At 76.3% G+C, this 21,861-nt stretch carries 14 protein-coding genes; 1 reads left to right on the forward strand and 13 read right to left on the reverse strand.

All coding sequences use genetic code 11. The features are described 5' to 3' along the window. Positions 1–3: 3 nt before the first annotated feature. The 9 genes from OYE22_RS23430 to OYE22_RS23470 form a co-directional block, all read right to left on the reverse strand. Positions 4–3,471, reverse strand: coding sequence for an ABC transporter permease (locus OYE22_RS23430; RefSeq protein WP_277322240.1), 3,468 nt, complete (start codon positions 3,469–3,471; stop codon positions 4–6). A gap of 393 nt (positions 3,472–3,864) precedes the next feature. After that, positions 3,865–4,269 (reverse strand): globin, encoded by a 405-nt coding sequence (locus OYE22_RS23435; RefSeq protein ID WP_277322241.1) that lies wholly within the window; start codon positions 4,267–4,269, stop codon positions 3,865–3,867. Between the two features lie 191 nt (positions 4,270–4,460). Beyond that, entirely contained in the window at positions 4,461–6,323 is a 1,863-nt protein-coding gene (locus OYE22_RS23440) for an FHA domain-containing protein (protein WP_277322242.1), read from the reverse strand. Positions 6,324–6,524: 201 nt separating this feature from the next. Continuing rightward, complete coding sequence (locus tag OYE22_RS23445) at positions 6,525–7,883, reverse strand: VWA domain-containing protein (RefSeq protein WP_277322243.1); 1,359 nt, start codon at positions 7,881–7,883, stop codon at positions 6,525–6,527. A 276-nt stretch (positions 7,884–8,159) separates the two neighbouring features. After that, positions 8,160–9,689, reverse strand: coding sequence for a protein phosphatase 2C domain-containing protein (locus OYE22_RS23450; RefSeq protein ID WP_277324284.1), 1,530 nt, complete (start codon positions 9,687–9,689; stop codon positions 8,160–8,162). 369 nt (positions 9,690–10,058) lie between these two features. After that, positions 10,059–12,839, reverse strand: a complete 2,781-nt coding sequence (locus tag OYE22_RS23455) for a serine/threonine-protein kinase (RefSeq protein ID WP_277324285.1) — start codon at positions 12,837–12,839, stop codon at positions 10,059–10,061. Between the two features lie 47 nt (positions 12,840–12,886). Continuing rightward, the gene (locus OYE22_RS23460; protein ID WP_277322244.1) at positions 12,887–14,236 is read right to left on the reverse strand and encodes a hypothetical protein; all 1,350 of its coding nucleotides are present in this window, start codon (positions 14,234–14,236) and stop codon (positions 12,887–12,889) included. A 24-nt stretch (positions 14,237–14,260) separates the two neighbouring features. Then, positions 14,261–15,307, reverse strand: a complete 1,047-nt coding sequence (locus tag OYE22_RS23465) for a glutamate ABC transporter substrate-binding protein (RefSeq protein ID WP_277322245.1) — start codon at positions 15,305–15,307, stop codon at positions 14,261–14,263. A gap of 13 nt (positions 15,308–15,320) precedes the next feature. Then, on the reverse strand, positions 15,321–16,793 hold the full coding sequence (locus tag OYE22_RS23470) for a hypothetical protein (RefSeq protein ID WP_277322246.1): 1,473 nt from the start codon (positions 16,791–16,793) through the stop codon (positions 15,321–15,323). Between the two features lie 389 nt (positions 16,794–17,182). Between OYE22_RS23470 and OYE22_RS23475 the strand changes: the two genes are divergently transcribed. Then, positions 17,183–17,725, forward strand: coding sequence for a hypothetical protein (locus OYE22_RS23475; protein ID WP_277322247.1), 543 nt, complete (start codon positions 17,183–17,185; stop codon positions 17,723–17,725). A gap of 270 nt (positions 17,726–17,995) precedes the next feature. Here the strand turns inward: OYE22_RS23475 and OYE22_RS23480 are convergent, their stop codons facing one another. From OYE22_RS23480 to OYE22_RS23495, 4 genes are all read right to left on the reverse strand, one after another. Next, positions 17,996–18,850, reverse strand: coding sequence for a hypothetical protein (locus OYE22_RS23480; protein WP_277322248.1), 855 nt, complete (start codon positions 18,848–18,850; stop codon positions 17,996–17,998). Then, complete coding sequence (locus OYE22_RS23485; protein WP_277322249.1) at positions 18,843–19,121, reverse strand: hypothetical protein; 279 nt, start codon at positions 19,119–19,121, stop codon at positions 18,843–18,845. Before OYE22_RS23485 ends, OYE22_RS23480 begins: the two co-directional genes overlap by 8 nt. Positions 19,122–19,585: 464 nt before the next feature. Next, positions 19,586–20,581, reverse strand: coding sequence for a BadF/BadG/BcrA/BcrD ATPase family protein (locus OYE22_RS23490; RefSeq protein WP_277322250.1), 996 nt, complete (start codon positions 20,579–20,581; stop codon positions 19,586–19,588). Then, positions 20,572–21,855 (reverse strand): 6-phospho-beta-glucosidase, encoded by a 1,284-nt coding sequence (locus OYE22_RS23495; protein ID WP_277322251.1) that lies wholly within the window; start codon positions 21,853–21,855, stop codon positions 20,572–20,574. The genes OYE22_RS23490 and OYE22_RS23495 overlap by 10 nt, the downstream gene beginning before the upstream one ends. Positions 21,856–21,861: the final 6 nt, after the last annotated feature.

Below are 21,861 nucleotides of genomic sequence, written 5' to 3' on the forward strand. Positions count from 1 at the left end.
GGCCTACTCACCTCCCCGGTGGCGGAGTGTGGCGACCGGATCGCCGCGTCGTAGCGCCACCGCTGCGACGATCAGTACGGGTACGGCGGCGACCGCCGCGAGCACCCCGCCGACCTGCCACAGCGGCAGTTCGACCAGAACCTCGGGCACCGGCTGGGCCGCCTCGCCGGTCAACACGATGAGCGGCACCACCGCCCGGGTCAGCACTGTGCCGAGGGCGAGTCCCACGGCCAGCGCCAGGCTGATGAGCAGCGCCTGTTCCGCCGCCACCATGCGGGCGAGTTGGCGCCGGGGGGCGCCGAGGGCGCGCAGGACGCCGAACTCGGCCGCGCGTTCGCGCAGCGAGCCGGCCATGCTGACGGCGAAACCGACCGCGGCGAGCGCCGCCGCGACCAGCGCCGCGGCGGCCAGCCCGGCCTGCGGGCCCGCGCCGAACGGGTCGTCGTGCAGGTCGTCGGCGATCTCCGAACGGGCGATGACCTGCGCCGGGTCGGTGTCGGGCCGCTGTCGCAGCGCGGCCACCACCTGCTCGCCCTTGCCCGGCGCTGGCCGCAGCCACCACTCGCTGGGCGGCAGGGCGGCGGAGTCGCGGGCGGCCAGCGCCTGGTTGACGGCCCGGAAGTCGACGAGCAGCGCGCCACCGTCCGACGTGGAACCGCCGGTGGCCGCCGCGTCGGCCGCCCCCTGGTCGTCGCCCGCCGCGGTGGCCGCGCCGCTGGTGCGCTCGGCCGCGGCACCCGTGGTGGGCAGCGCGCGCACGGCGGCGACGACGCGCACCGGCAGCGTCTCGCCCGCGACGGGCACGCTGACCGTCGAACCCACCTTGGCGCCGCTGGAGTCCAGGAAGCGGTCGGTGGCCACGGCCGTCAGCGGGCCGGGCTGCCGAGGCCAGGGGGCGGCGAAGGTGAAGGTGCTGGTGGGGCGCGAGGGGATGAGGTCGTCGCCGACGTGGTGGCCCGTGTCGTAACCGGCGGTCAGCGGCCGGTCCGCGGTGTGCCGGGGGCGCTCGGCCCGCGGCCTGGCCCGGACGTTGCCGGGCTCCTCCTCCGCGAACGTGGCCGTCGCCCGCCAGTCGAAGCCGTCCGGCACCGGCACCGCCTCGGCCGCCCCGTCAGCGCCGACCGCCCGCAGCTCGCTCACCTCGAAGGCGTGCCGCTCCGCGCGGGCCGACTGGAGCAGGTCCAGCTTGATCGAGGTCAGCCGCAGCGGCCCGGCGGGCTTGCCGCCCGGCGCGCCCGCGGTCCGCGCGATCCCGGCGACCAGGGTGCGGGGCTTGCCGTCGACGGGGAGTTGGCCGATCCGCAGCGGGTACGGGACGCCGAAGCGGTCCTCGATGGTCACGGTGACGGCTGCCGAAGCCTTGCTGGGCGAGGTGCCGCCCGGCGCGTCGGGCGCGCCGAGCCGGGCCGTCAGACGCAGTTCGTCGGGCGTGCCGGGCAGCGCGATCCCGGGGCGTTCGACGGCCTCGCGCGGCGCGACGGTGTCCAACACGGCCTGCGCGTCCCGGTCGGCCAGGTCCTCGCGCATCAACAGCGAGCCCTTGGCGTGCCGCGCGTCGAGCGCGAGCAGCGAGGCGCCGCGCCCGCCGGAGAGCCCGAACTGCACGCGGGCGGCGGGCGCAGCGGCGGCCACCCCCGGCACCGAGGCGTACGCGCCGCCCTGCCCGAGCTGCGGGATGCGGCTGGACAGGACCCGTACGTCGGTGCCCGCCGCGAAGTCCGCCTGGTCGTCCTGCGAACGCTCCCAGGAGGCGCCCTGGCCGACCGCGAACATGCCCATGGCCACGGCCAGTACGAGCAGCAGCACCGGCCCCGCGCCGCGCAGCGGGCGGCGGGCGAGCTGCCAGCCGGCGAGCGCGGTGGGCAGGCCGCGCCCGCGCGCCGCGCGCCGCTCGGCGATCCTGGCGACCGGCGGCAGCAGCCGCAGCGTGAGCACCGTGCCGGCGAGCAGCGCCAGCGCGGGGGCCGCGACCAGCACCGGGTCCACGCCGAGCGCGCCGCCGTCACCGCTGAGCACCCCGCCGCCGTCGTCCGACTGCTGGTCGAGCTGCCAGTACGCGACACCCGCGATGACCAGCAGGCCCACGTCCGCGCCGGCGCGCAGCGGCGCGGGCAGGGCGCTGGCCCGCGCGCGCACCACGGAGGGGCCGCCGCGCGCCCGGGCCCCGAGCAGCGCGGGCGCCACCACGGCCGCGGCGCAACCCAGCGCCACGGCGCCGCCGATGACGCAGGTCTGCCAGGTCAGCCCGGTGTCCAGATCGAGGCCGACGCGCGCCAACGGGCCGTAGGCGGCGATGAGTTCCATCAGCGGCCCGGCGAGCAGCGGTGCCGCCACCGCCGCGGGCCCGGCCAGCAACAGTGCCTCGATGGCCGCGAGCCGCGCGATCCGGGGGCCGGACGCGCCACGGGCGAGCAGTAGTTCCGTCTCGCCGGCCCGCTCCGTGCTGAGCAGCCGGGCCACGAGCAACAGCGCGTACCCGGCGAGCAGCACCAGTTGCAGCGTCACGATCAGCAGCGTCGAACGAGCCCCGAGCAGCGAACGGTCGGCCTGGTCGAGCACGGTCGGCAACCCCGTGCTCACCTCCGGACCGCCGAGCGCCGGGTCCTTCGCCAACGCGGCCCGCCCCCGCTCGGCCGCCGACCGCAGCCCGTCCACGTCGTCCGCGCTCACCCCCGAGAAGTCCGCCGTCGCCAGCCAGGACATCCCGGCCTGGGCGACGCGCTCGTCCCGGAAGGCCGCGTCATCGGTCAGCAGTGGCCCGTACGTGGTGAACGCCAGCGTCCGCACGCCGCTGCCGCCTAGGTCGTCCAACTGCCAGTACGGATCGGTGCGGTCCTTGGGCCGGTACAGGCCGGTGATCAGGATCCGCACGGGCGGCCCCGACAGCCGGTCGGTGAGGGTCAGGTCAGCGCCGACGCGCAGCCCGAGGCGGGCCGCCGCGGTCTCCGGGAGCGCGACGGGCAGCGCCGCGGCGGCCTTGTCGCCCTTGTCGCCCTTGCCGTCCTTGCCGTTCGCAGCGCTCTTGCCGCTCTTGCCGGGCTCCTGGGGTGCGCCGTTCGGCCAGGCGCCGGTGGTCAGCGTGACGCGGGTGCGGTCCATCGCGGCGAACAGCGTGAGATCCGGCTCGCCCTGTCGGGCCGCGGCGGACTGGAGCTCGCGGGGCAGCGCGTACGGGCCCGAGCGCGCCATCGAACGCAGCGTCACCGGCAGGCCGTCGAACGTCCGCTCGGCGCCGCGCCGCACGGCCCGCTCGGCCGCCGCGCGCTCCGACTCCGGCAGGTCCGTGGCCACCCGCAGCGCGGCCGGCGCGGCGCTGCGCTCGCGCAGCGCGTGCCGCAACCCCGCGTCGCCGATGGCCGCGCTGAACGCGCCCAGCGTGGCCAGCACCGCGGTCGTCAGCAGCACCGTCAACAACGCCGCCGCCAACAGCAATCGGTGCGCACGGACACGCAGGAACACAAAGCCCGCCACTGAACCCCCCGCGCTGCTCCCCGCCCACCGGTCCCGTCGCCAGCCAGCGACGGCGCGCGGTCACGGAGGTGACGGCGGTGTGTCGACTCGGCAGCGTGCCTGGATGCTGTCAGAGAAAGGTGCGGTCTGAAAGCGGTTGCGGTCTGGGCTTGATCCGATTGTGACCGACATGCGATACGCAGTGTCCGCTATGCGATACAGAGGGTATGCGGGGTGATCGCCGACGCCGTCCGGAACGGCCCGTTCCCGGGCCGTCGGCCGCCGGGCCGCCGTCGGGTCCCCGCCGGTTCGGCGTACGGGCGGCCCGGGGCTCGTACGGGCTGTACGTTCCGGTGGCCTGGGGGGCTCGTACGGGCTGCTCCTACCGGCGGCCCGGTGCGGCGTGCTGGCCGCTCAGCCCGGGGTGTTGACCATCGAGGCGGCGGCGTACGTCAGGTACTTCCACAACTGCTGCTCGTGCTCGGGCGCGAGGTCCAACTCGTCGACAGCGTCCCGCATGTGCCGCAGCCACGCGTCGTGCGCGGCCCGGTCCACCGCGAACGGCGCGTGCCGCATCCGCAGTCGGGGGTGGCCGCGCTGGTCGCTGTAGGTGCGGGGGCCGCCCCAGTACTGCATCAGGAAGAGCACCAGGCGCTCCTCGGCCGGGCCGAGGTCCTCCTCCGGGTACATCGGCCGCAGCAACGGGTCCTCCGCGACGCCCTGGTAGAAGCGGTGCACCAGGCGCCGGAAGGTCTCCTCGCCGCCGACCTGCTCGTAGAAGGTCTGCTCCTGCAGCGTGCCGCGCGGAATCTCATTCACCCCTCCATGGTCGCAGATACCGCGACGGAGGCCGGAAGTCGTAGGACCACCCCCGGCCACCGCGCGACCCACTACCGCGCGACCCACCACCGGGCGGTCGGCGCGGCGTGGGGCGGCCGGGGACGGCGACGCGAACGGGCCCGCCCCGATGTGGGGCGGGCCCGTTGGCGACCGTGCGGGTCAGGGGCGGGTCAGCCCCTGCGGAGGGTGATCGTCGTCCACGCGCCGACGTGTACCCGGTCGCCCTCCTGGAGCGGGACCGGCACGTACGGCTGGATCGGCTCGTCACCGCCGTTGATCGTCGTGCCGTTGGTCGAGTCCTGGTCCACGACCGCCCAGCCGCCGTGCGACTGCGGCACGAGCACCGCGTGCTGGTGCGAGACGCCCGGGTCCTCCGGCGGGCGCGACAGGTCGATGTCGGGCGCCTCGCCCGTGCTGTGCCTGCGGCGACCGATGGTGATCTGGTTCCCGGAGAGCGGCACCTGCTGCTCGGGCGAGTACGCGGGCAGGTTGAGCCCGGCGGCCTCGGGGCCGCTGCGCGTCATCATCGCCATGAAGTACTCGCGGTCCGGCGCGACGACGGCGACCCAGTTGTCCGAACCGGCCTGCCCGCCACCGGGAGGACCCTGCTGGTACGCCCCGTCGGGCCGGTAGCCGCCGTCCTGCTGCGGCTGACCGTGCTGCTGCTGGCCCTGCTGCTGCGGCTGGCCGTGCTGCGGCGGTTGTCCGTGCTGCTGCCCCTGCTGGTGGGGCGGCGCGGCCGGCGGCTGACCGGGCTGGCCGGGGAACGCCGGCTGCCCGTGCTGCGGCGGGGCCGCGCCCGGGAACCCGTCGTCACCCGGGAACGGCGGCCGACCACCGGGGCCCTGGCCGGGCGCGTCCGGGAACGGACGGGGCGCGGCGGGGGCCGGAGCGCCGTGCGGCGGCGCGGCGGCCGACGCCTCCGGGGTGTTCGGCGGCGGGAGCATCCAGTCGTCGTCGCCCCCGAAGCCCTGCCCGCTCGGCGGGCCCCCGGGCCGCTGCTCGCCCTGGCCGCCACCCTGCGGGCCACCGGCGTGCGGCGGCAGCGGGGACAGGTGCGGCGGCTCCGGCGGCCGGTTCTGCTGCTGGTGGCCGCCCTGGTAGTCCTGGCCAGGCCGCGGCGGACCCTGCGGACCGGGCGGCTGGGAGGCGTCGGGCCCGTGCGGGTGCGGGGGCTGACCGTGCGGCGGGCCCTGCGGCGGCTGCCCCTGCGACGGAGGCGGCGGGAAGCCGCCCTGGCCGGGCGCCGGGGCCGGGCTGTAGGGCGTGTACGAGGTGGCCGACTGGGTGATGAAGTTGTAGCGGCACTCCTCGCAGAACGGCGCCTGCGCCTCGCGCGGCGTACGGCACTGCGGGCACAGCTCCGGCTGGAAGCCGGACTCGGGCTGCCCACCGGGGTAGCCGTACCCACCGGGAGCACCGTGACCACCCGGCCCACCGTGACCGCCCGGCGCGCCGGGGCCGCCGGGCGGGCCGAACGGGCCGCCGGGCCCACCAGGTCCACCGGGGCCGTCGAACCCGCTGGGTCCGCCGGGCCGACCGGGACCGTCGAAGCCGCGCGGACCACCGGGGCCGCCCTGACCATCGAAGCCACCGGGACCACCGGGACCGCCAGGCCCACCGGGGCCGGGGCCGAAGCCGCCGGGACCGCCGGGGCCACCGGGAGGGGGCGGGCCCGCGGGGCCGCCGGGGCCGAAGCCGCCGGGGCCGCCCTGGCTGTCGAAGCCGCCGGGACCCGGGCCGTGACCGGGAGGTCCGGGCGGGCCGGCGGGGCCGCCGGGTCCGGGGGGACCGCCCTGGCCGTCGAAGCCGCGACCCTGACCCGGGCCGCCGGGACCGTCGTACCCGCCCGGCGCGCCAGGCCCTGGTGGGCCAGGGTGGGAGGGCGGCGGTGGCGGGTTGGGCGGGCCCATCATTCCGGGCGGCGGCGGAGGCGGGGGAACGGCGCCGGCGGGTGCGGCCGACATGCGGTGCCCGCACACCTCGCAGTAGTCCTCGGCCGACGACTGATGGCCGTTTGGGCAAGTCGGCATGTCGGTGATTCCCCCTCGTGTGCCGTTTCTTGGCATTGGTGCAGTTTGGTGCTGTTCGCTACGGGTGTTGCTGGTGCTGCTGTGTGCTACGGGTGCTGCTGGTGTCGCTGGTGGAACTGGTGGTCGGACGGGGCCGTGGCGGCCCGTCGTGACCCGCTGTGTGGCGGGCGGCCCGGCCGGTCGCCCGGCCGCGTACCCGCGTTATTTCTTTACGCGAACGGTCTTGGTGGAGCGCGTTTCGAGGGTCATCTCATCCGCGTCCGCGACCTTCGCTTTCAGTCGCACAGTACCTGTCACCGCGTCCACGACGTCCACCACCTTCGAAAGCAGTTTCGCCGTTTCGGCGTTCCCCGAGGCGGCGGCGAGCTGCACCGCGCGGCCCAGTTTCGCGGTCGCTCCGTCCCAGTCGCCCGACTTGCGCGCATCGAGGCCCTGCTGGATCGCCCGGGCCAGTTCCGCCTGCCCCGTGTAGTGCGCGACCTGCGGATTCATGGAGGTCGACGCCGTCAGGTCGGCCGTCCACACGGCGCGTACGAGCCCTTGCGCCAGTGGTCGGGGCGGGGTGCCGTCCGGGCTCGGCAGCACCAGCGCCACCCGCGCGGCCAGCATCTCCCGGCCCACGTCGGCGGCCGGCACCCGCACCGCCACGTGGTAGTCGCGGGACTCGTCGCCCCAGGAGCCGGTGGGGTAGTCGCCGGAGCGCGGCCCGGCGTCGGCGCGGCGGTGGGTGAGGTCCTCGACGGTGGGGGCGACCTGTTTCACGAATGTGACGTCCGTGCCCTGGGGAGTCCAGATACGCAGCGCGACATCCGCGACTTCCTTCCCCATAGCGGACTCCATCATGCGCTGGAAGTCTTCGGCCAGTTCGGCCGGGTTCGCCACGATATCGGCGGTTCCCAGGAGGGTCGAGGCGATCGCTGTGACCTCTTTCACCTCCCAGTCGGTGCCGACGCCGCGCGCGTCACAGGTGAAGCGCCCCGCGCAGGCGCCCAGACTCGCGCGCAACGCCTCGGGGCTCTCGTGCTCGTTGCGGCCGTCGGTGAGCAGGATGCCGTGCCGTATCGCCGCGTCCCGGGTGTGCAGCAACCGGTCCGCGAGCCGCAGCCACTCGCCGATCGCGGTGCCGCCGCCCGCGCGCAGCGTGCGCAGGGCGTCCTTGGCCGCCGCGCGGGTGGCCGCGTCGGCGCGGGCGAGCCTGCCGCCGCCGGGGTAGACCTCGGCCGCCTTGTGGGTGCCGGCGATCACGGTGAAGGCCACGCCGTCGCGCAGCGTGTCGATCGCCGCGGCCGTCGCCTCCCGCGCGTGCCGCAACTTGGTGGGCGGGTAGTCCATCGAGCCGGAGCAGTCGACCATGACGGCCACGGCGGCGCTCGGCCCCCGCTGCCGCGCCGCGGCGTCGTGCGGGCCGACGGAGACGAGCGGCAGGCGGCCGGTGGTGCCGCCGCCGGTGGCGGTGACGGTGACGATCGCGCTGACGTCGCGTCCGCCCTCGGGCAGGAACTCGTTCTGGTACACCTCGACCGAGAACCGTGGCACGTTCGACTTGGAGAAGTTGGCCATCCGTTCCGCTCCTTGACGTCCCTCGACGCTCCGCGTGGACTCATCGACACATGGGCGGACGGGGGACGCGCTCGCCGACGGCTCCCTGACGGCGTGCCCGTACCCCGGTGATCCCCCGTGGCGCCGCGGAAGCCCCCTCGCCCCCGTGGCCTCGTGCTCTCCCGTGGCGGCCCGCTCGACCCGGCCGCCGCCCTCCTCGCGTTCCGCCGCCGCCCCGTGAGGCGCCGGCGGGCCCTGCTCTCCCGCCGCTGCCGGCGCCCCGGCGCCGACCCGTCGTCAGGCCGATCCTGCCCCTTCCGGCGGCAGCGGGAACGGCACCACCGCCACCGTTACGTTGTCGTGGCCCCCGCCCTCCAGCGCGTAACCGACCAACTTCCGGGCGCTGTCCATCGGTCGGGCCCGGGCGTCCGGCGGCACGGCCGCCGCCATCTCGGGCGCGGACTCGGCGTAGTTCCACAGCCCGTCCGTGCAGACCACCACCACGCCCGGCCGGTCGGGCTTGAACGCGGCGGTGTGCGGCTCGATCTCGTACGCGTCCGCCCCCAGCCAGCCCGTGATGGCGTGCGCCCGCTCGTCCGCGTACGCCTCCTGCTCCGACAACAGGCCGGCCGCGACCATCTGCGCGGCCCACGAGTCGTCCTCGGTGAGCCGGGCGGCGGGCGTGGCGCGGTCGTCGGGGACCCAGTACGCGCGGCTGTCGCCGATCCAGCCGACGGTCAGGATGCCCGAGGCGACGACGGCGCTGACGATCGTGCAGGCCGGCGCGTTCTCGTGGCGGTGCGGGTCGCGGTGGGCCGGGCGGGCCTCCTGGGCCAGCGCGTTGACCGCCTCGGCCGCGGCGATGATCGCCTCGTGCATGGCCTGTTGCGGGTGCGTGCCCCGGGGCAGCGCGGTCTGCAGCCGCTCGCCGGCCACCCGGGCCGCGGCGGCCGACGCATCGTCGGGGCGGGTGGCGGAGGAGACGCCGTCGCAGACGACGGCGACCACGGCGGGCGAACCGTCCGGCAACTCCGCCTCCGAGAGGGCGAAGGCGTCCTCGTTGCGGTGGTGTCGCAGCCCGCGGTCGCTGGCCGCGGCGACGAACGCCAACTCCTCTTCCATGTGATCCCGTTCCCGAGGCTGCGCGTGTCCGCAGTTCTCGCAGTATCCGTCGTCGTCGATGGCGCCGGCCCGGCACTCGCCGCACCGGCGCGGCGCCGGTCGCGGCGCCCCGACCCCCGGCGCGCCCCCCGCGCCCGCCGAGGTGGCCCCCGCCGGCGCCGCCCCACCGGCGGGCGGTGCCGGGTGCGCTGGCTGTTCCGGTCCGGCCGGCGTGGCCTCGGGGGCCGGGGGCTGGCCGGCCGGCTCCCGGTCGGGACGGGGCCCGTGGTCGTCGGCCGGGCCGGCGCCGGCGCTGATCACCAGGGTGGGCTCGTCGATGCCGGCCAGCGGATCGAGGGTGGCCGACTCACGCGGGTCGGGCGGCGCCACCTCCGCGTCCACGGTCGCCCAGCTCCCGTACCCCGGGGCGGCGGACGTAGGCGCCACCGCCTGGCCCGGGGCGGGTTCGGCGCCGCCCGCGATGGGGCGCACCGTCGGGGTGAGCGCGGGGAAGGCGGGTCCGGGCGCCCCGTGTCCGCCCGCCGCCTCCGCGCCCGGCCCCGCCGGGACGGCCCGCGACGCCGACCATGGCGCGGCCCCGGCCGACTGTTGCGGGATCGGCGCGCCGGCCGTGGGGGCGCCCGCCGGGCCACGGGGCGCCGCGCCGGGTTGCGGTACGGAGCCGGGCTGGCCAGCGCCGCCCGCCGCGCGGGGAGCCGGTGGCACGGCGGTGTCGGCGTACGGGAAGTGGGCGGCGGCCCGCGCGTCCCACGCCGCGGGCACGGCGCCCGGAGCGCCCGCGACGGGCGTCGCCGGGCCGGCCTGTGGCGCGTACCCGGGGGCGAAGCCGAGCCCGGGCTCGGCGACGGCGCCGGCAGCGGCGCTCGCGTCAGCGCCGCGCGCGGGGCCGGCGGCGGGGCTCTGGCCCCGGCCGTCGCCCGCACCGGTCGGCGCTGGGTGAGCCCCGCGCGCGCCGGGCGCCGCCGTTCTCGCGGCGCTGACACTGGTGCCACACGCGCCGCAGAAGTTGTCCTCCGCGTCAAGCGGCTCCGCACAGCTCGGGCAGGTTGACAGCCGAGGCTTCTGCGACATCGATCACACCCACGTCCTGGGGCGGAGCCGGTTGGCCCGCTCCACCCATTCGATCCTTTCCTCGCCCCGCTGCGCGAGCCGGGCGAGTACCCGATACGAGCGTTCCAGACCGAAGCGCAGCCCGCGCTCGTCCAGGCGGCTGCCGAGCAGCACGGGTCGGGCTCCCGTCGCCGCTTCGGGTCCGGCGGCCTGCGGGATTCCGCTGCCGCTGGAGAGTACCCAGTCCAACGCGGCGCCGAGCACCTCGGTGTGCAGTCGCTCGCGCCTTACCGGGTCAAGTCCGAACTCCGCAAGGCGTTCCACCTGATCGGCCGCCGCCGTCAGTTCGGCGAGTCGCTCGGCGGGCGCGGCCCCGCCCACCGCCCACGCGCCCGGCCGCAACCGCGCCCGTACGGCCGCCACGCGGGCCGCCGTGTAGTGGATGGACGCCTCGGGCACGGACTCCAGGGCCGCCACGGCGCCGGCCCGGTCGCCCGTCGTGAACCGCACCCGGGTCAGCCCGAACGCGGCACTCACGAAGCTCGGGTCGGTCGCCCACACGAGGTGGTAGTAGGCGGCGGCGTTGTCGAGTTGGCCCAGGGCCTCGGCGCACACGCCGAGCGCCAGCTTGGGCACGGTCTCGCCGGGGAACGCGTCGTAGACCGCGTCGAAGGAGACCGCGGCCGTCACCCGGTCACCGCTGGCCAGCGCGTGCAGCCCGCGGTACCAGATGACGCGCCAGTCGTCCGGGCGCACCGCCTCCAGCGCGTCGAGGAGCCGCCCGGCCGCCCGGTCGTCGCCGAGCGCCAACTCGGCCCGTACGCGACGCAGCCGCAGCTCCGTGGAGTCCGCGGGGGCGGCGGCCAGGGCGGCGCTCAGCTCGGCCGGCGCCGCGGCGAGCAGTCCGGCCAGGAAGCCCGCGTTGGGGTCGCCCGGATCGACGCGCGGCACCGGCAGCGCCAGCGCGGCGGCCCGTATGTCCAACGGCTGGACGACCCCCGCGACGGCCGCGGCCCCGGCGGCGACCGCGTTCGGCTCACCGACCACCGCCGACCCGCCCGCGCCGGACGCCGCGCCGCTCGCGAGCCCCGCCGCCGCGCCCGCCGTGCCCGGCGCGGCCGTCCCCGAAAGCGGTACCCGTTCGCGGGGGCGCGTGGGTTGACTCGGCACGCCGGGCAGGCCGAGCGCGCCGCCTGGCGCCGGTGCGCTGCCGCCCGCCGGCGCGCCCGTGACGGCGCCCGGCCCACCCGCGACGGCCGGGCCGGCGACGGCCGGGTCCGGCCTCCCGAGGGGCGTGCGCGAGGCCGCCGCGGCCAGTTGCGCGCGCCGCCCGCGCCCGGCGCCGAGCCGCGCGCCGAGCGCGTCGGACTCCGCGCCGTCGGGGAACACCTGGGTGTCCACGACCCGCGTCTCCGCCCCGAACAGCGTGGACAGCGCCGGCCGTGGCCGGCCCGACTGGAGTGCGACGACCTCCCGCAGCACGCCCGTGAGCTGGTCGGCCATCTCCTGGGCGGAGGCGAACCGGCGCTCCGGGTCCGGGTCGGTGGCCCGCGTCAGGAGCCGGTAGAAGGACTCGTAGCGGCGGAAGACCTCGATGTGCCCGGGGTCGGGGAAGCTGTCCGCGAAGACCGTGGTGTAGCCCTGGAAGTCGAAGGTGAGCACCGCCAGCGTGCGGGCCACCGTGTACAGGTCGGAGGCGACCGACGGGCCGCGCTCGGCGACCTCGGGCGCCTGGTAGCCGACGGTGCCGTAGATGGCACTGTCCTCGTCGCCCATCCGCCGCACCGCGCCCATGTCGATCAGCTTGAGCTGGTCCCCCTGCTGGATCGCGTTGTCGATCTTGAAGTCGCAGTACAGCAGGTTGCGGCTGTGCAGGTGCCCGAGCGCCTCCAGCGCCTCGATGCCGTACGCGCACGCCCGCTCCACCGGCAGCGGATCGCGCCGCCCGTCGGGCCCGCGCCGCTCGTTGGCCAGTTGCTTGAGCGACTTGCCGCCCACGTACTCCATGACGATGTAGCCGTCGAGGCTGCCGGTGCGCTGGTCGAGGTGCTCGACGAAGTTGTAGATCCGCACGATGTTGGCGTGCTCGATCTCGGCGAGGAACCGCCGCTCGGCCAGCGCCACCGCGAGCGCGTCCTCGTCGCCGGTGTCCAGGAGCCCCTTGAGCACCACCCAGCGGTCGGCCACCGCCCGGTCCACGGCCAGGTAGATCCAGCCCAGGCCGCCGTGCGCGAGGCAGCCCACCACCTCGTACTGCCCGTGCACCACGTCGCCTCGGCGCAACTTGGGCACGAAGGAGTACGGGTGGCCGCACTTGGTGCAGAAGCCCTCGGTACGGCCCGGCCGCGCGCCGCGCGCCCGCCCCACCGGGGCGCCGCACTCCGAGCGGCTGCAGAACCGCTTCCGCTCGGGCACCTCGGGGTTGGCCAGCACGGCCGTGTGCGGGTCGGGGCGCGGCACCCGCTCCACGCTCACCAGGCCCGCGCCCAACCGGCTGCGGCCCGACGAGGACGCCGGCCCCGAGGACCTCACCACCGAGACCGAGCGGCCCGAGGTGTGCCCCGCCGCCCGGGGCAGCCGGCCCGAGACCGAGCGGCGCGAGCCCGTGGAGCGCCCCGAGGCCGAGCGCGCGGAGTGCGTGGGCACGGAGGAGGAGCCGGTCGCGGAGCCCGCGCCGCCCGGGCGGCCCGAACCGGCCGCGCGCCCCTCGCCCGCCACACCCGTCGGCGGCGCGGTCAGCAACCCGCTGGGGGAGACCACCGGGGCCAGGCCGCACGTGTCGCAGTACAGCTCCCCGCCGCCCATGTCCTCGTAGGCGCCCGCGCAGTCCGGGCGCTGGCAGTCGTCGGCGCTCACCCGCGCCCCCCGGGACCCGCCCGCCCCGGCCCACCGACCTCCGACCCGGGGGCGTGCCCGGCCGGCGGATGGGGTGTCAGCGTGTCGGCCACCGCCTGCTGGTAGCGCAGCACGGCCTGCTCCGCGGCGCGCAGGTCACACGGCGCGCTCCACAGCAGCCGCCGGGCCGCGTCGTACCGCTCCACCAGCAGCGGGTCATCGGCCATGCCGTGCCGGACGACCTTGGCCCGGTACGCGTCGAGCCTGCCGCGCAGCTCCGCGCGGACCGCCAGCGGCGCGGTCACGGCCGTCAACGACTCGCGGGCCCGCAGCAGTTCGTCATCGGCCCGCTGCTCCAGGCTCTCCAGGAGCGGCGAGAGCCGGTGCCACTGGGAGCGCCTGCGGTACTCGGCGGCCAGCGCCAACTGCTCGTGCAGCGCCGTGGACGGCCCGCTGACGGCGGGCACGTCGGACGCGGCGATCTTCGCCAGCACCTCGCCGCGCGCCTGCCGGGCCTCGGTCAGCGTGCGGTCCGCGCGCGAGAGCAGGTCGCGCAGCAGCATCAGCCGCCGCTCCGCGTCCTGCCGCACGGTGAGCACCGCCTCGATCTCGCGCCGCACGTCCTCCAGGGCGCGCGCCGCCCGGTCGTAGCGCTCGGTGTCGGGCCGGCCGCCGCCGGGCGCCGAACTCGGCGAGGCGCCGGACCAGAAGGCCAGCGGGTCGCGGATGACCTCCGCGCGCAGCGCGGTCAGCTCGGCGGTGATCTGCTCCAGGTCGTCCCCCGAGGGGTGCTCGCCCGGCCGTACGCCCACCGAGTGCGCCAGCGAACGCGTGCGCTGTAACTCGGCGGCCAGCATGTCGATCCGGGCGGGCAACGCCGACCAGACGGCGTCCGCGGTGACCACCACGTCCAGCGCCCGCGCGTACCCGCTGTTCATGCGCTCCACCAGGGCGTCGAGCGTGAACCGCTCGCTGAGCCGGGGCGCGGGCGCCAGCGCGTCTCCGGGCACGGTGACGTGCTCGCCACGCAGCAGTTCGGTCAACTCCACCAGCTCGGCCTGGCCCGGCCAGCGGCGCCGGGCGCGCACCTCGCGGGCCTTGGCGCAGGCCGCGGCGTACGCGTCGTAGTACGTCCACAGCTGGGAGATCGTCTGCTCGGCGGCGGCCCAGCGCGCCTTGGTGGTGCCGGCCAGGTCGGCGCCCTCCAGGAGCCTGCGTCCGGCGTGGTCCTGCAACGCCAGCAGCGACGTCTCGATCGCCTCGTGCTCGGCGCCGAGGCGCGCGAGCGCGCGGTCCACCTCCTCCCGGTCCATGACCGGGAGCTGGGGCATCCCCGACGAGCTGGGTGCGGGTCCCGAGGCCGCCATCGATCACCTCTCCTGTGCGTGCGGTCAGTCCTTGTAGACGGGCTTGGGTGGCGCCTTGACACCCGGCAGGTCGTCCTGGAGCCATTCGCGGTACGCCCGCATCCAGGGGCTGTCCGCCCCGCCCCTGCGGTAATCCTCCAGCACCTTGTTCACCCGGCGCACCAGGTCGGTGTCGTCGCTGTGCATCGCCACACCGTACGGCTCCCGCGTGACCGGCTCGCCGACCAGCTTCACCGACGGGTCCTGCGCCGCCTGGCCGGCGGCGAGCGCGCTGTCCGTGAACACGGCGTCCACCTGGCCGAGTTGGAGCCGCACCAGGCAGTCGAGCTGGTTGGGCACGGTGACCTTGGTCGCGCCCAGCGACCGCGTGCCCCGCCGCTCGTCGTCGAGCCGCTGCTCGCCCGTCGAACCCTTGGCCGTACACACCCGCTTGCCGCGCAACGTCGGCCCGTAGGAGGTGATGGGCGAGTCGCGGGGCACCAGGAGCTGCTGTCCGGCCTGGAAGTACGCGGTGGAGAACGCGACCTTGTTCCTGCCCGTGACGCGGTCACAGTTGATCGTCATGGTCCGTACGACGATGTCCACCTTGCGCTCGCGCAGCGCCGGGACGCGCTGGTTGGTGGGGATGGTACGGAAGACCACCGCGTCGCGGTCACCGAATATCTCCTCCGCGATGGCCCGCACCAGTTCGATGTCGAAGCCGGTCAGGTCGCCGGTGGCGGGGTCGCGGTACCCCCAGCGGTAGCTGTTCTGGTCCACGCCGGCGATCAGCTTGCCGGAGGCGCGGGCCTTGATCCGGCGCACGGCGGGCCCGGAGTCGGGGGAGGGGCGCAGGCTGGCCTCCGGCCGCTCACAGCTCTCGTGCGCGGCGCCCTCCGCGTCCCGCGCCGGGGGCGCGGCCCGTCGCTCAGGGGCCGGTCGGCCCCGTTCGCCCGGGCCGTCGAGGGCGGCCGGCGCCAGCAGCGCGGCCAGCGCCGCCAGGGCGCAGCCCACCGCCGACAGCGCCACCGCGCGCCGCCGCCCCGGCGGGCGCGGGCCCGCCTCGTCCTCCCCGCGTGCCACCCTCGTCATCCTCGTGCCCCCTTCACCGGTACTCCGAGAGCCTGCGGCCCACGCCGAGCACCGTGCTCACGGCGCCGACCAGCGCCAGCGCCCCGGCGCCGACGGGCAACTCGGCCACCAGGTCGCGCCCGTCGTCCACGGCCCGCTCGAACTCCCGCCGCTCGTGCGCTGTCGCCCGCGTCAGCGCGGCGTCCACCTGCTCGAAGGACTCGCCGGTGCTGCCCCGCGCGCCGGTGGCCATCTCCAACGCCGCGTCGTACGCGCCCTCCTCGTTGGCCCGACTGACCCCCTCGTGTCGGTGCTGCCACTCCCGCGCGGCGCGGATCGCCTCGTCGACCGGCCCGCGCCCCGACGCGTCGTCGGCCAGCCGCTGGGCCCGGCCCAGCAGCCCGCCGGCCTCGGCGTCGGGGGAGTTCGCGGCCGGCGCCGTGCCGAGCAGCGCCCGCATCCGCTCGTCGTAGCCGACCTCGTAGGCGTCCTGGCCCTTGTACGGGGGCGACTCGCGCACCACCGCGCCCCGCGCCACCAGCACCAGGTTCTCGTTGCCCCGCGCCTGGAGCACGGCTATCCGCGCCTCGCCCAGCACCCGCAGCGACCGCGCGCCGTGCCGGTCGGACTCGCCGAGCCCGGAACGGACCACCGCGTGTCCGGCCGCCAGCCACACCAGCGCCGCCGCGGTCGCGGCCGTCGCCGCCAGCAGGCCCGGGTTGAAGACCCGGTTGGTCCGCCGGTAGGTCCGGTGCTGGGCCCACGCCAGGGCCGCCAGCGCCAGCACGCCCGCGCCGAACGCCACCCAGGGCCAGGCCCGCGCGTGTGCGTAGTCGGCCGTGAGCTGGTCGCTCTGCGTCCGGTACAGCTCGTCGGCCGCCGGGAGGAGTTGGGTGCTCATGAGTTCGTTCGCGTGCCGCAGGTAGGCGCCACCCAGCGGCAGGCCCTGCCGGTTGTTGGCGCGCGCGGACTCCACCAGGCCGGTGTAGCGGGGCAGGTCGCGCACCAGGCGGTCGATCCGCGCGCGGGCCGCGCCCGAACCCCCGCTGGAGGCGGCGGCCTTGACCAGCAGGCTGGAGGCGTGCGCGAGGTCCCGGTCGAAGTTCTCGCGCAGGGCGGGCGGCTCGGGCCCCTCGACCAGGAAGGCGCTGGCGGCGGTGGCGTCGGCGGCGGCCAGCGAGCGGTAGATCTCGGCCGCGTCGGAGCTCAGCGGCTGGCTGCGCCCGGTGACGGCGCGGGCCGCGTCCGTACGCGCGTCGACCTGCCAGGCGGCGAGCGCGCCGAAGAGCACCACGAGGCCGGCCAGCACGGCGCCGATCGCCCGCAGTCGGCCCGGCTCGGTCACCGCCGCCGCGCGCAGGGTGTCCAGGCCCTCACGCCAGGCCGGGCGGCGGGCGGCGGGCTCGGCAGGCGGCGACGGCGCGGGCGGCGCCGCCCGGGTGGGGGAGGCGGCCGGGCGCTCGGGCGCGGCCGTTGGCGCGATACCGCCGGTCGGCGGGTGTGACACGAGACCTCCCCCTGGTTCGCTGGTGGCGGACCTGAGCCCGGTGGAACGGGACGGTTGGCACCTGTCGGAAGCAGTATGGCGGCAGGCACCGACAACCACACCGGACTCGGGCGGATCGTGCGCCGGGCCCCGGACTGGCCGCCGCCGGCCTGCCGTTCCCCCGCGCTCCCGCCACCCAACACGCGCGCCGGGGACGTTCGGTTCCCCCCTTGGGCCCGGCCGCCGGGTCCGCCCCGGGCGGCTCCCGGGGAGGGGCTGGTCGCGGCGCCGGCACCGCGACATGGCACCCTGGGCGGCTCATGCCGCGACACCCGGACCACGGCATGGTGAACGGCACCCCCGCGGGGCCGGAACGCGAGAGAGCGAGAGAAAAGCCGAAAGGAACGCGTATGCGCGTTTTCCAGCCACCTTCCGACTTCGGGCCCGGCACCCTTTTTGTCCGAGAACGGGTTCCGCCGGACACGGCCTCCTGGCTCCGCCTCCTCGCCCACTTCTGCCTGCCGCTCGTGATCGCGGGCGCCATCGCGAAGCAGGTCGGACCCTGGGTGGCGCTGCCCGGTCTCGTCGTCCTCGGCCTGATCTCCTTCCCGCCCGGGCTGCGGGTGCTGCGGGAGGTGCGCGACGACTACCTGGCGCCGGACGCGGTCGGCCTCGACGAGCGCGGCGTCATCGCCCGCTCCGCGGGCCGCGCCACCTTCCGGGTGCCGTGGAGCCGCGTGCGGCGGCTGGACGCCGGGGCCGGGCGGGAGGCGGGCTGGCTGCGCCTGTGGGTCATCGACGACGCGATCGAGGGGGTCGACCGGCTGCCGAGGCGGCGGCACACCAGCGAGGGTGCGGCCCTGCTCGCCCGCTTCGGCCCCGGCATGGACCGGGAAGCGCTCCTGGTCGCCGTGGAGCGACACGCCCCGGAGGGCATCCGGGTCCGCCTCTGAACAGGTCGCGGGCCGTATGCGGGACGCGCCGCCTCTGAGCGGGGCCCGGGCCCGGCCGCGCGCGGGACGCGCCGCGACGTGCGGCGGGCGCCCGCTCGCCAGAGCCACCGCTCGCCAGGTGGCCGCCCAGCCGGCCGGGCCGGCTCCGCGGATGGGGCCGAGCCCGGGCATGCGGGGCCCAGGCGTGCGAGGGCCCAGGCATGCGAGGGCCCGGGCTCGCGGCGCGCGCCGGAGGTCCGGCGGGCGGCGCGAGCCCGGGCCGATGGGTGGCTAGCGGCGGGGTGCCCCGTGCTGGCCGGGGACGGAGCGCCGGGGCGGCCTGGTCAGCGTGATCTGGCGGACCAGTTGGTGGAAGCAGGTCAGCGCGGCGATCGCGGGCAGCGCGGCGACGGCGACGCCGCCCACCGTCCGTGGCGCGTGCGCCACGGCCAGCGCCACCGAGAACGCGCTGAACAGCACCACGATCAGCCACGCGTGCGGGGCCCGCTGGTAGTGCACCGCGTGTCGGATGATCGACAGCGAGGCGGCGAGCCAGGGACCGTAGATGAGGACCGGCCACCAGGTCGTCAGGTGGTGCGCCACGTTCGGCGCCACCACCTGCCGCAGCGGCTCGTGCGCGCACATCCCGCCGAGCACGCTGACCAGCGCCACGATGACCGCCACGAGCACCGCGATCAGGCAGCTCAGCACCTCGGCCCGGGTCACCGTCCGCTCGGGCCGGGTACGCAGCGCCGTGCGCAGCCGACGGAAGCGGCGGCGGCGGTGCGTGGTCGGTGGCTGGGGCAGTCGCGGCGCGGGGATGGCCCCGGTCACCGTGAGTGGGTCGAGCTGCTCGGTCTGGGCCGACTCCCGCAGGAGCTGGGTCAGTTCGGCCTCGGAGTCCCAGTGCCCGCCGAGCACGGCGAGGTCGGGGGCGGTGAGCGTCTCGGGCGTGGCCGTGAAGGTGTCGTAGGTGGTGAACCCGGTGGCCGGCTCGGGCCCGACGGGCGTCGGGTCGTACGCCGAGAGGCCGCCGAAGGTCGTCGTGAAGCCGAGGCCGGACTCGTGGCCCGGGCCGAAGTCGGGGTGCGGGAAGGTTTCGGGGCCACGCCCGCCGTAGCCGCCGTAGTCGTAGCGCTCATGCATGGCGGTCCTGGGGCAGCGGCGCGCGCTGGTCCGCGAACGGGGTCTCGAAGCGGCTGGCCGGCGCGCGGGCCGACTCGGCTCCGCCGGAGGCGCGCAGTGCGTCACAGCGCCGCGCGAAGTCCGTCTCGATGCCCTTGATGGTGGCGGCCAGATCGGCCAACTCGGCCTGGCAATAACGGAGTTGGACGCACTCGGCGCCGCGTTGCAGGTGGGCGCGTGTGAAGCCTCGGGGGCTGCCTGGTGGCGTGGCCGTGAGAACCCAGTCCCCCATGCGATGAGACTCCGTGAGGGGCGCGGCCGGGACTGTCGGACCGGGAAGCGCGGTGGATGAAGTCACGTCCGGTTAACGACGGGATGGCCTACTGGGGGGTGCTCCGAATGAGGGACAATAGATGGGAAGTTACTACTCACGGCCTCTTGTTATGCAAAACGGACTAGCCGGATAAGCCGGGTGGCGGGCGCGGGTTCGCCGACCCGTCACGGCCGACCCGCCACCGCCGCCGTTCCACGGCCGGGCGCGCGGGCCCGCCGGGGGCCGTGACACGCACCCGCGGGCGCGCGCCACCCGCGGCCGCGTCGCCCACCGGGGGGCGCGCCGAGCGGGGCGCTCCGGGCAACTGCCCCGAGCGCCCCACCCGACCCGTTCCGCACCGCTCCACCACGGCCCGGTACGGCACGGCCCGGCGAGGCCGCCCCGCACCGCCCCGAGGGGCCACGCCAGGCGGGCCGCGCCGCCTACCCCGGGTACTCCGCGCGCAGCCGCTCGTACAGCGCGGGCGCCGCCGCGATGTGGTCCAGGCCCAGCAGCGCCGCGCCCAGCACCGGCGGCGCCTGCACAACGCGGGCCAGGGCCTTCGGCGCGCGCTCGGCCAGCAACTCGCGCACACCGTCGTCCAGCAGCCGGTGGCGGGCCGCCAGCACCCCGCCGCCGAGCACCACCGGCGCCTCCTCGCCCAGCAGGTCGAGCTTGGACAGCGCGACCGTGGCCATGGTGACGACCTCGTCCGCCTGCCGGTCCACGATCGCGCGGGCGACCGCGTCCCCCGCGTCGGCCACCGCGAACAGCACCGGCGTCAGCTCGTAGCGCCGACCGCGCTCCACGTCCCCCAGGTGCAGCGCGCTGATCAGCTCCAGCATGTCGGTGAGGCCGAAGTGCGCGGGCAGCGCGTCGGCGAGCGCCGTGCGCTCCCCACGCCCGTCCCACGACCGCGCCGCCCACCACAGGGCCTCGTCCGCCAGGTGGCCGCCGCCGCCCCAGTCACCGGAGATCCGGCCGATCGCGGGGAAACGCGCGGTGCGCCCGCCCGGGGCCAGCCCGGCGCAGTTGATGCCCGCGCCGCACACGACGGCCACGCCGGCCGGCTCGCTCCCGTCCGGCAGCCCGGAGCGCAACAGCGCGAAGGTGTCGTTGGTGACCGTGACGGTACGCCCCCAACCCCGCGCCGCTATGGCCTCGGTGAGCCGCTCCTCCTCGATCGGCAGGTCGCAGTTGGCCAGGCACGCCGAGACGTGCTCGGCCAGCGCGCCCGGCGCCTCGCCGAGCCCCGCGTCGGCCGCCGCCCGCGCGACGATGCCGGCCAGGCCCGCGATGGCACGCTCGGTGCCCACCATCGGCGGCTGGAAGCCACCACCACGGGCCGAGCCGAGTACCGAGCCGTCCGTGCCGAGCAACGCCACGTCGGTCTTGCTGTTGCCCGCGTCGATGGCGAGCACAGAACCCGTCAGGCCCACGCCAGGTGCTCCCGGTTGTGAGCGATGAGCGCGTCCGTGAGCTGGTCCGCGTACTCGATCTGGCCGATCAACGGATGCGCGAGCAGCGCCTCGAACACCGCGCGCCGCCCGGCCTTCTCGCCCGCGTCGGCACCCAGCAGCGCGGCCTCCAGCGCGAGGTGCTCGTACGCCGTGACGTGCGAGGTCAGCCCCGCGTACAGCGGCTCAAGCGGCGCGACCGGCAGCGGCGTGGCACCGCCGGCGCCCACCGAGGCCGGCACCTCGATCACCGCGTCGTCCGGCAGGAACGGCAGCGTCCCCTTGTTCAGGGTGTTCACGACCTGCACGTCACCGGTGTCACCCAGCAGCGAGGAGGTCAGCGACACGGCCGCCTCCGAGTAGAAGGCGCCACCACGCTTGCTGAGCAGCTCCGGCTTCTCGTCGAGCGCCGGGTCCCCGTACAGGTCCAGCAACTGCTTCTCGATGGCCGCGACCTCGGCCGCCCGCGACGGCTTCGACTTCAGCTCGCGCACCACGGCGTCGTGCTCGTAGAAGTAGCGCAGGTAGTACGAGGGGACCACGCCGAGCCGGTCCACGAGGGTGCGCGGCATGTGCAGGTCGGCCGCGATCGCCTCGCCGTGCTCGGCGATCAGCCGGGGCAGCACGTTCTCACCCTCCGGGCCGCCGATACGCACGCCCCGCTCCCAGGTGAGGTGGTTGAGGCCCACGTGGTCCAGGTAGACCTGCTCGGGGGCGACGTCGAGCAGCTTGGCGAACTTGCGCTGGAAGCCGATCGCCACGTTGCACAGGCCCACCGCGCGGTGGCCCGCCGTCAGCAGGGCGCGCGTGACGATGCCCACCGGGTTGGTGAAGTCCACGATCCACGCGTCCGGGTTGCGCCGGCGTACGCGCTCCGCGATGTCCAGCACCACCGGCACCGTACGCAGCGCCTTGGCCAGGCCGCCGGCGCCGGTCGTCTCCTGCCCGACGCAGCCGCACTCCAGCGGCCACGTCTCGTCCTGGTTACGGGCGGCCTGGCCGCCGACGCGCAGTTGCAGCAGCACCGCGGCCGCGCCGTCCACGCCCGCGTCCAGGTCCGAGGTCCACGAGACCTTGCCGGGGTGACCCTGCTTCGCGAAGATCCGCCGCGCCAGGCCGCCGATCAACTCCAACCGGTCGGCCGCCGGGTCGATGAGAACCAGTTCCTCCAGCGGCAGCGCGTCGCGCAACCGGGCAAATCCGTCGATGAGTTCGGGGGTGTAGGTCGAACCCCCGCCGACCACTGCGAGCTTCATAGCCAA

It is taken from the genome of Streptomyces sp. 71268 (assembly GCF_029392895.1).
Taxonomy (GTDB): Bacteria; Actinomycetota; Actinomycetes; order Streptomycetales; family Streptomycetaceae; genus Streptomyces.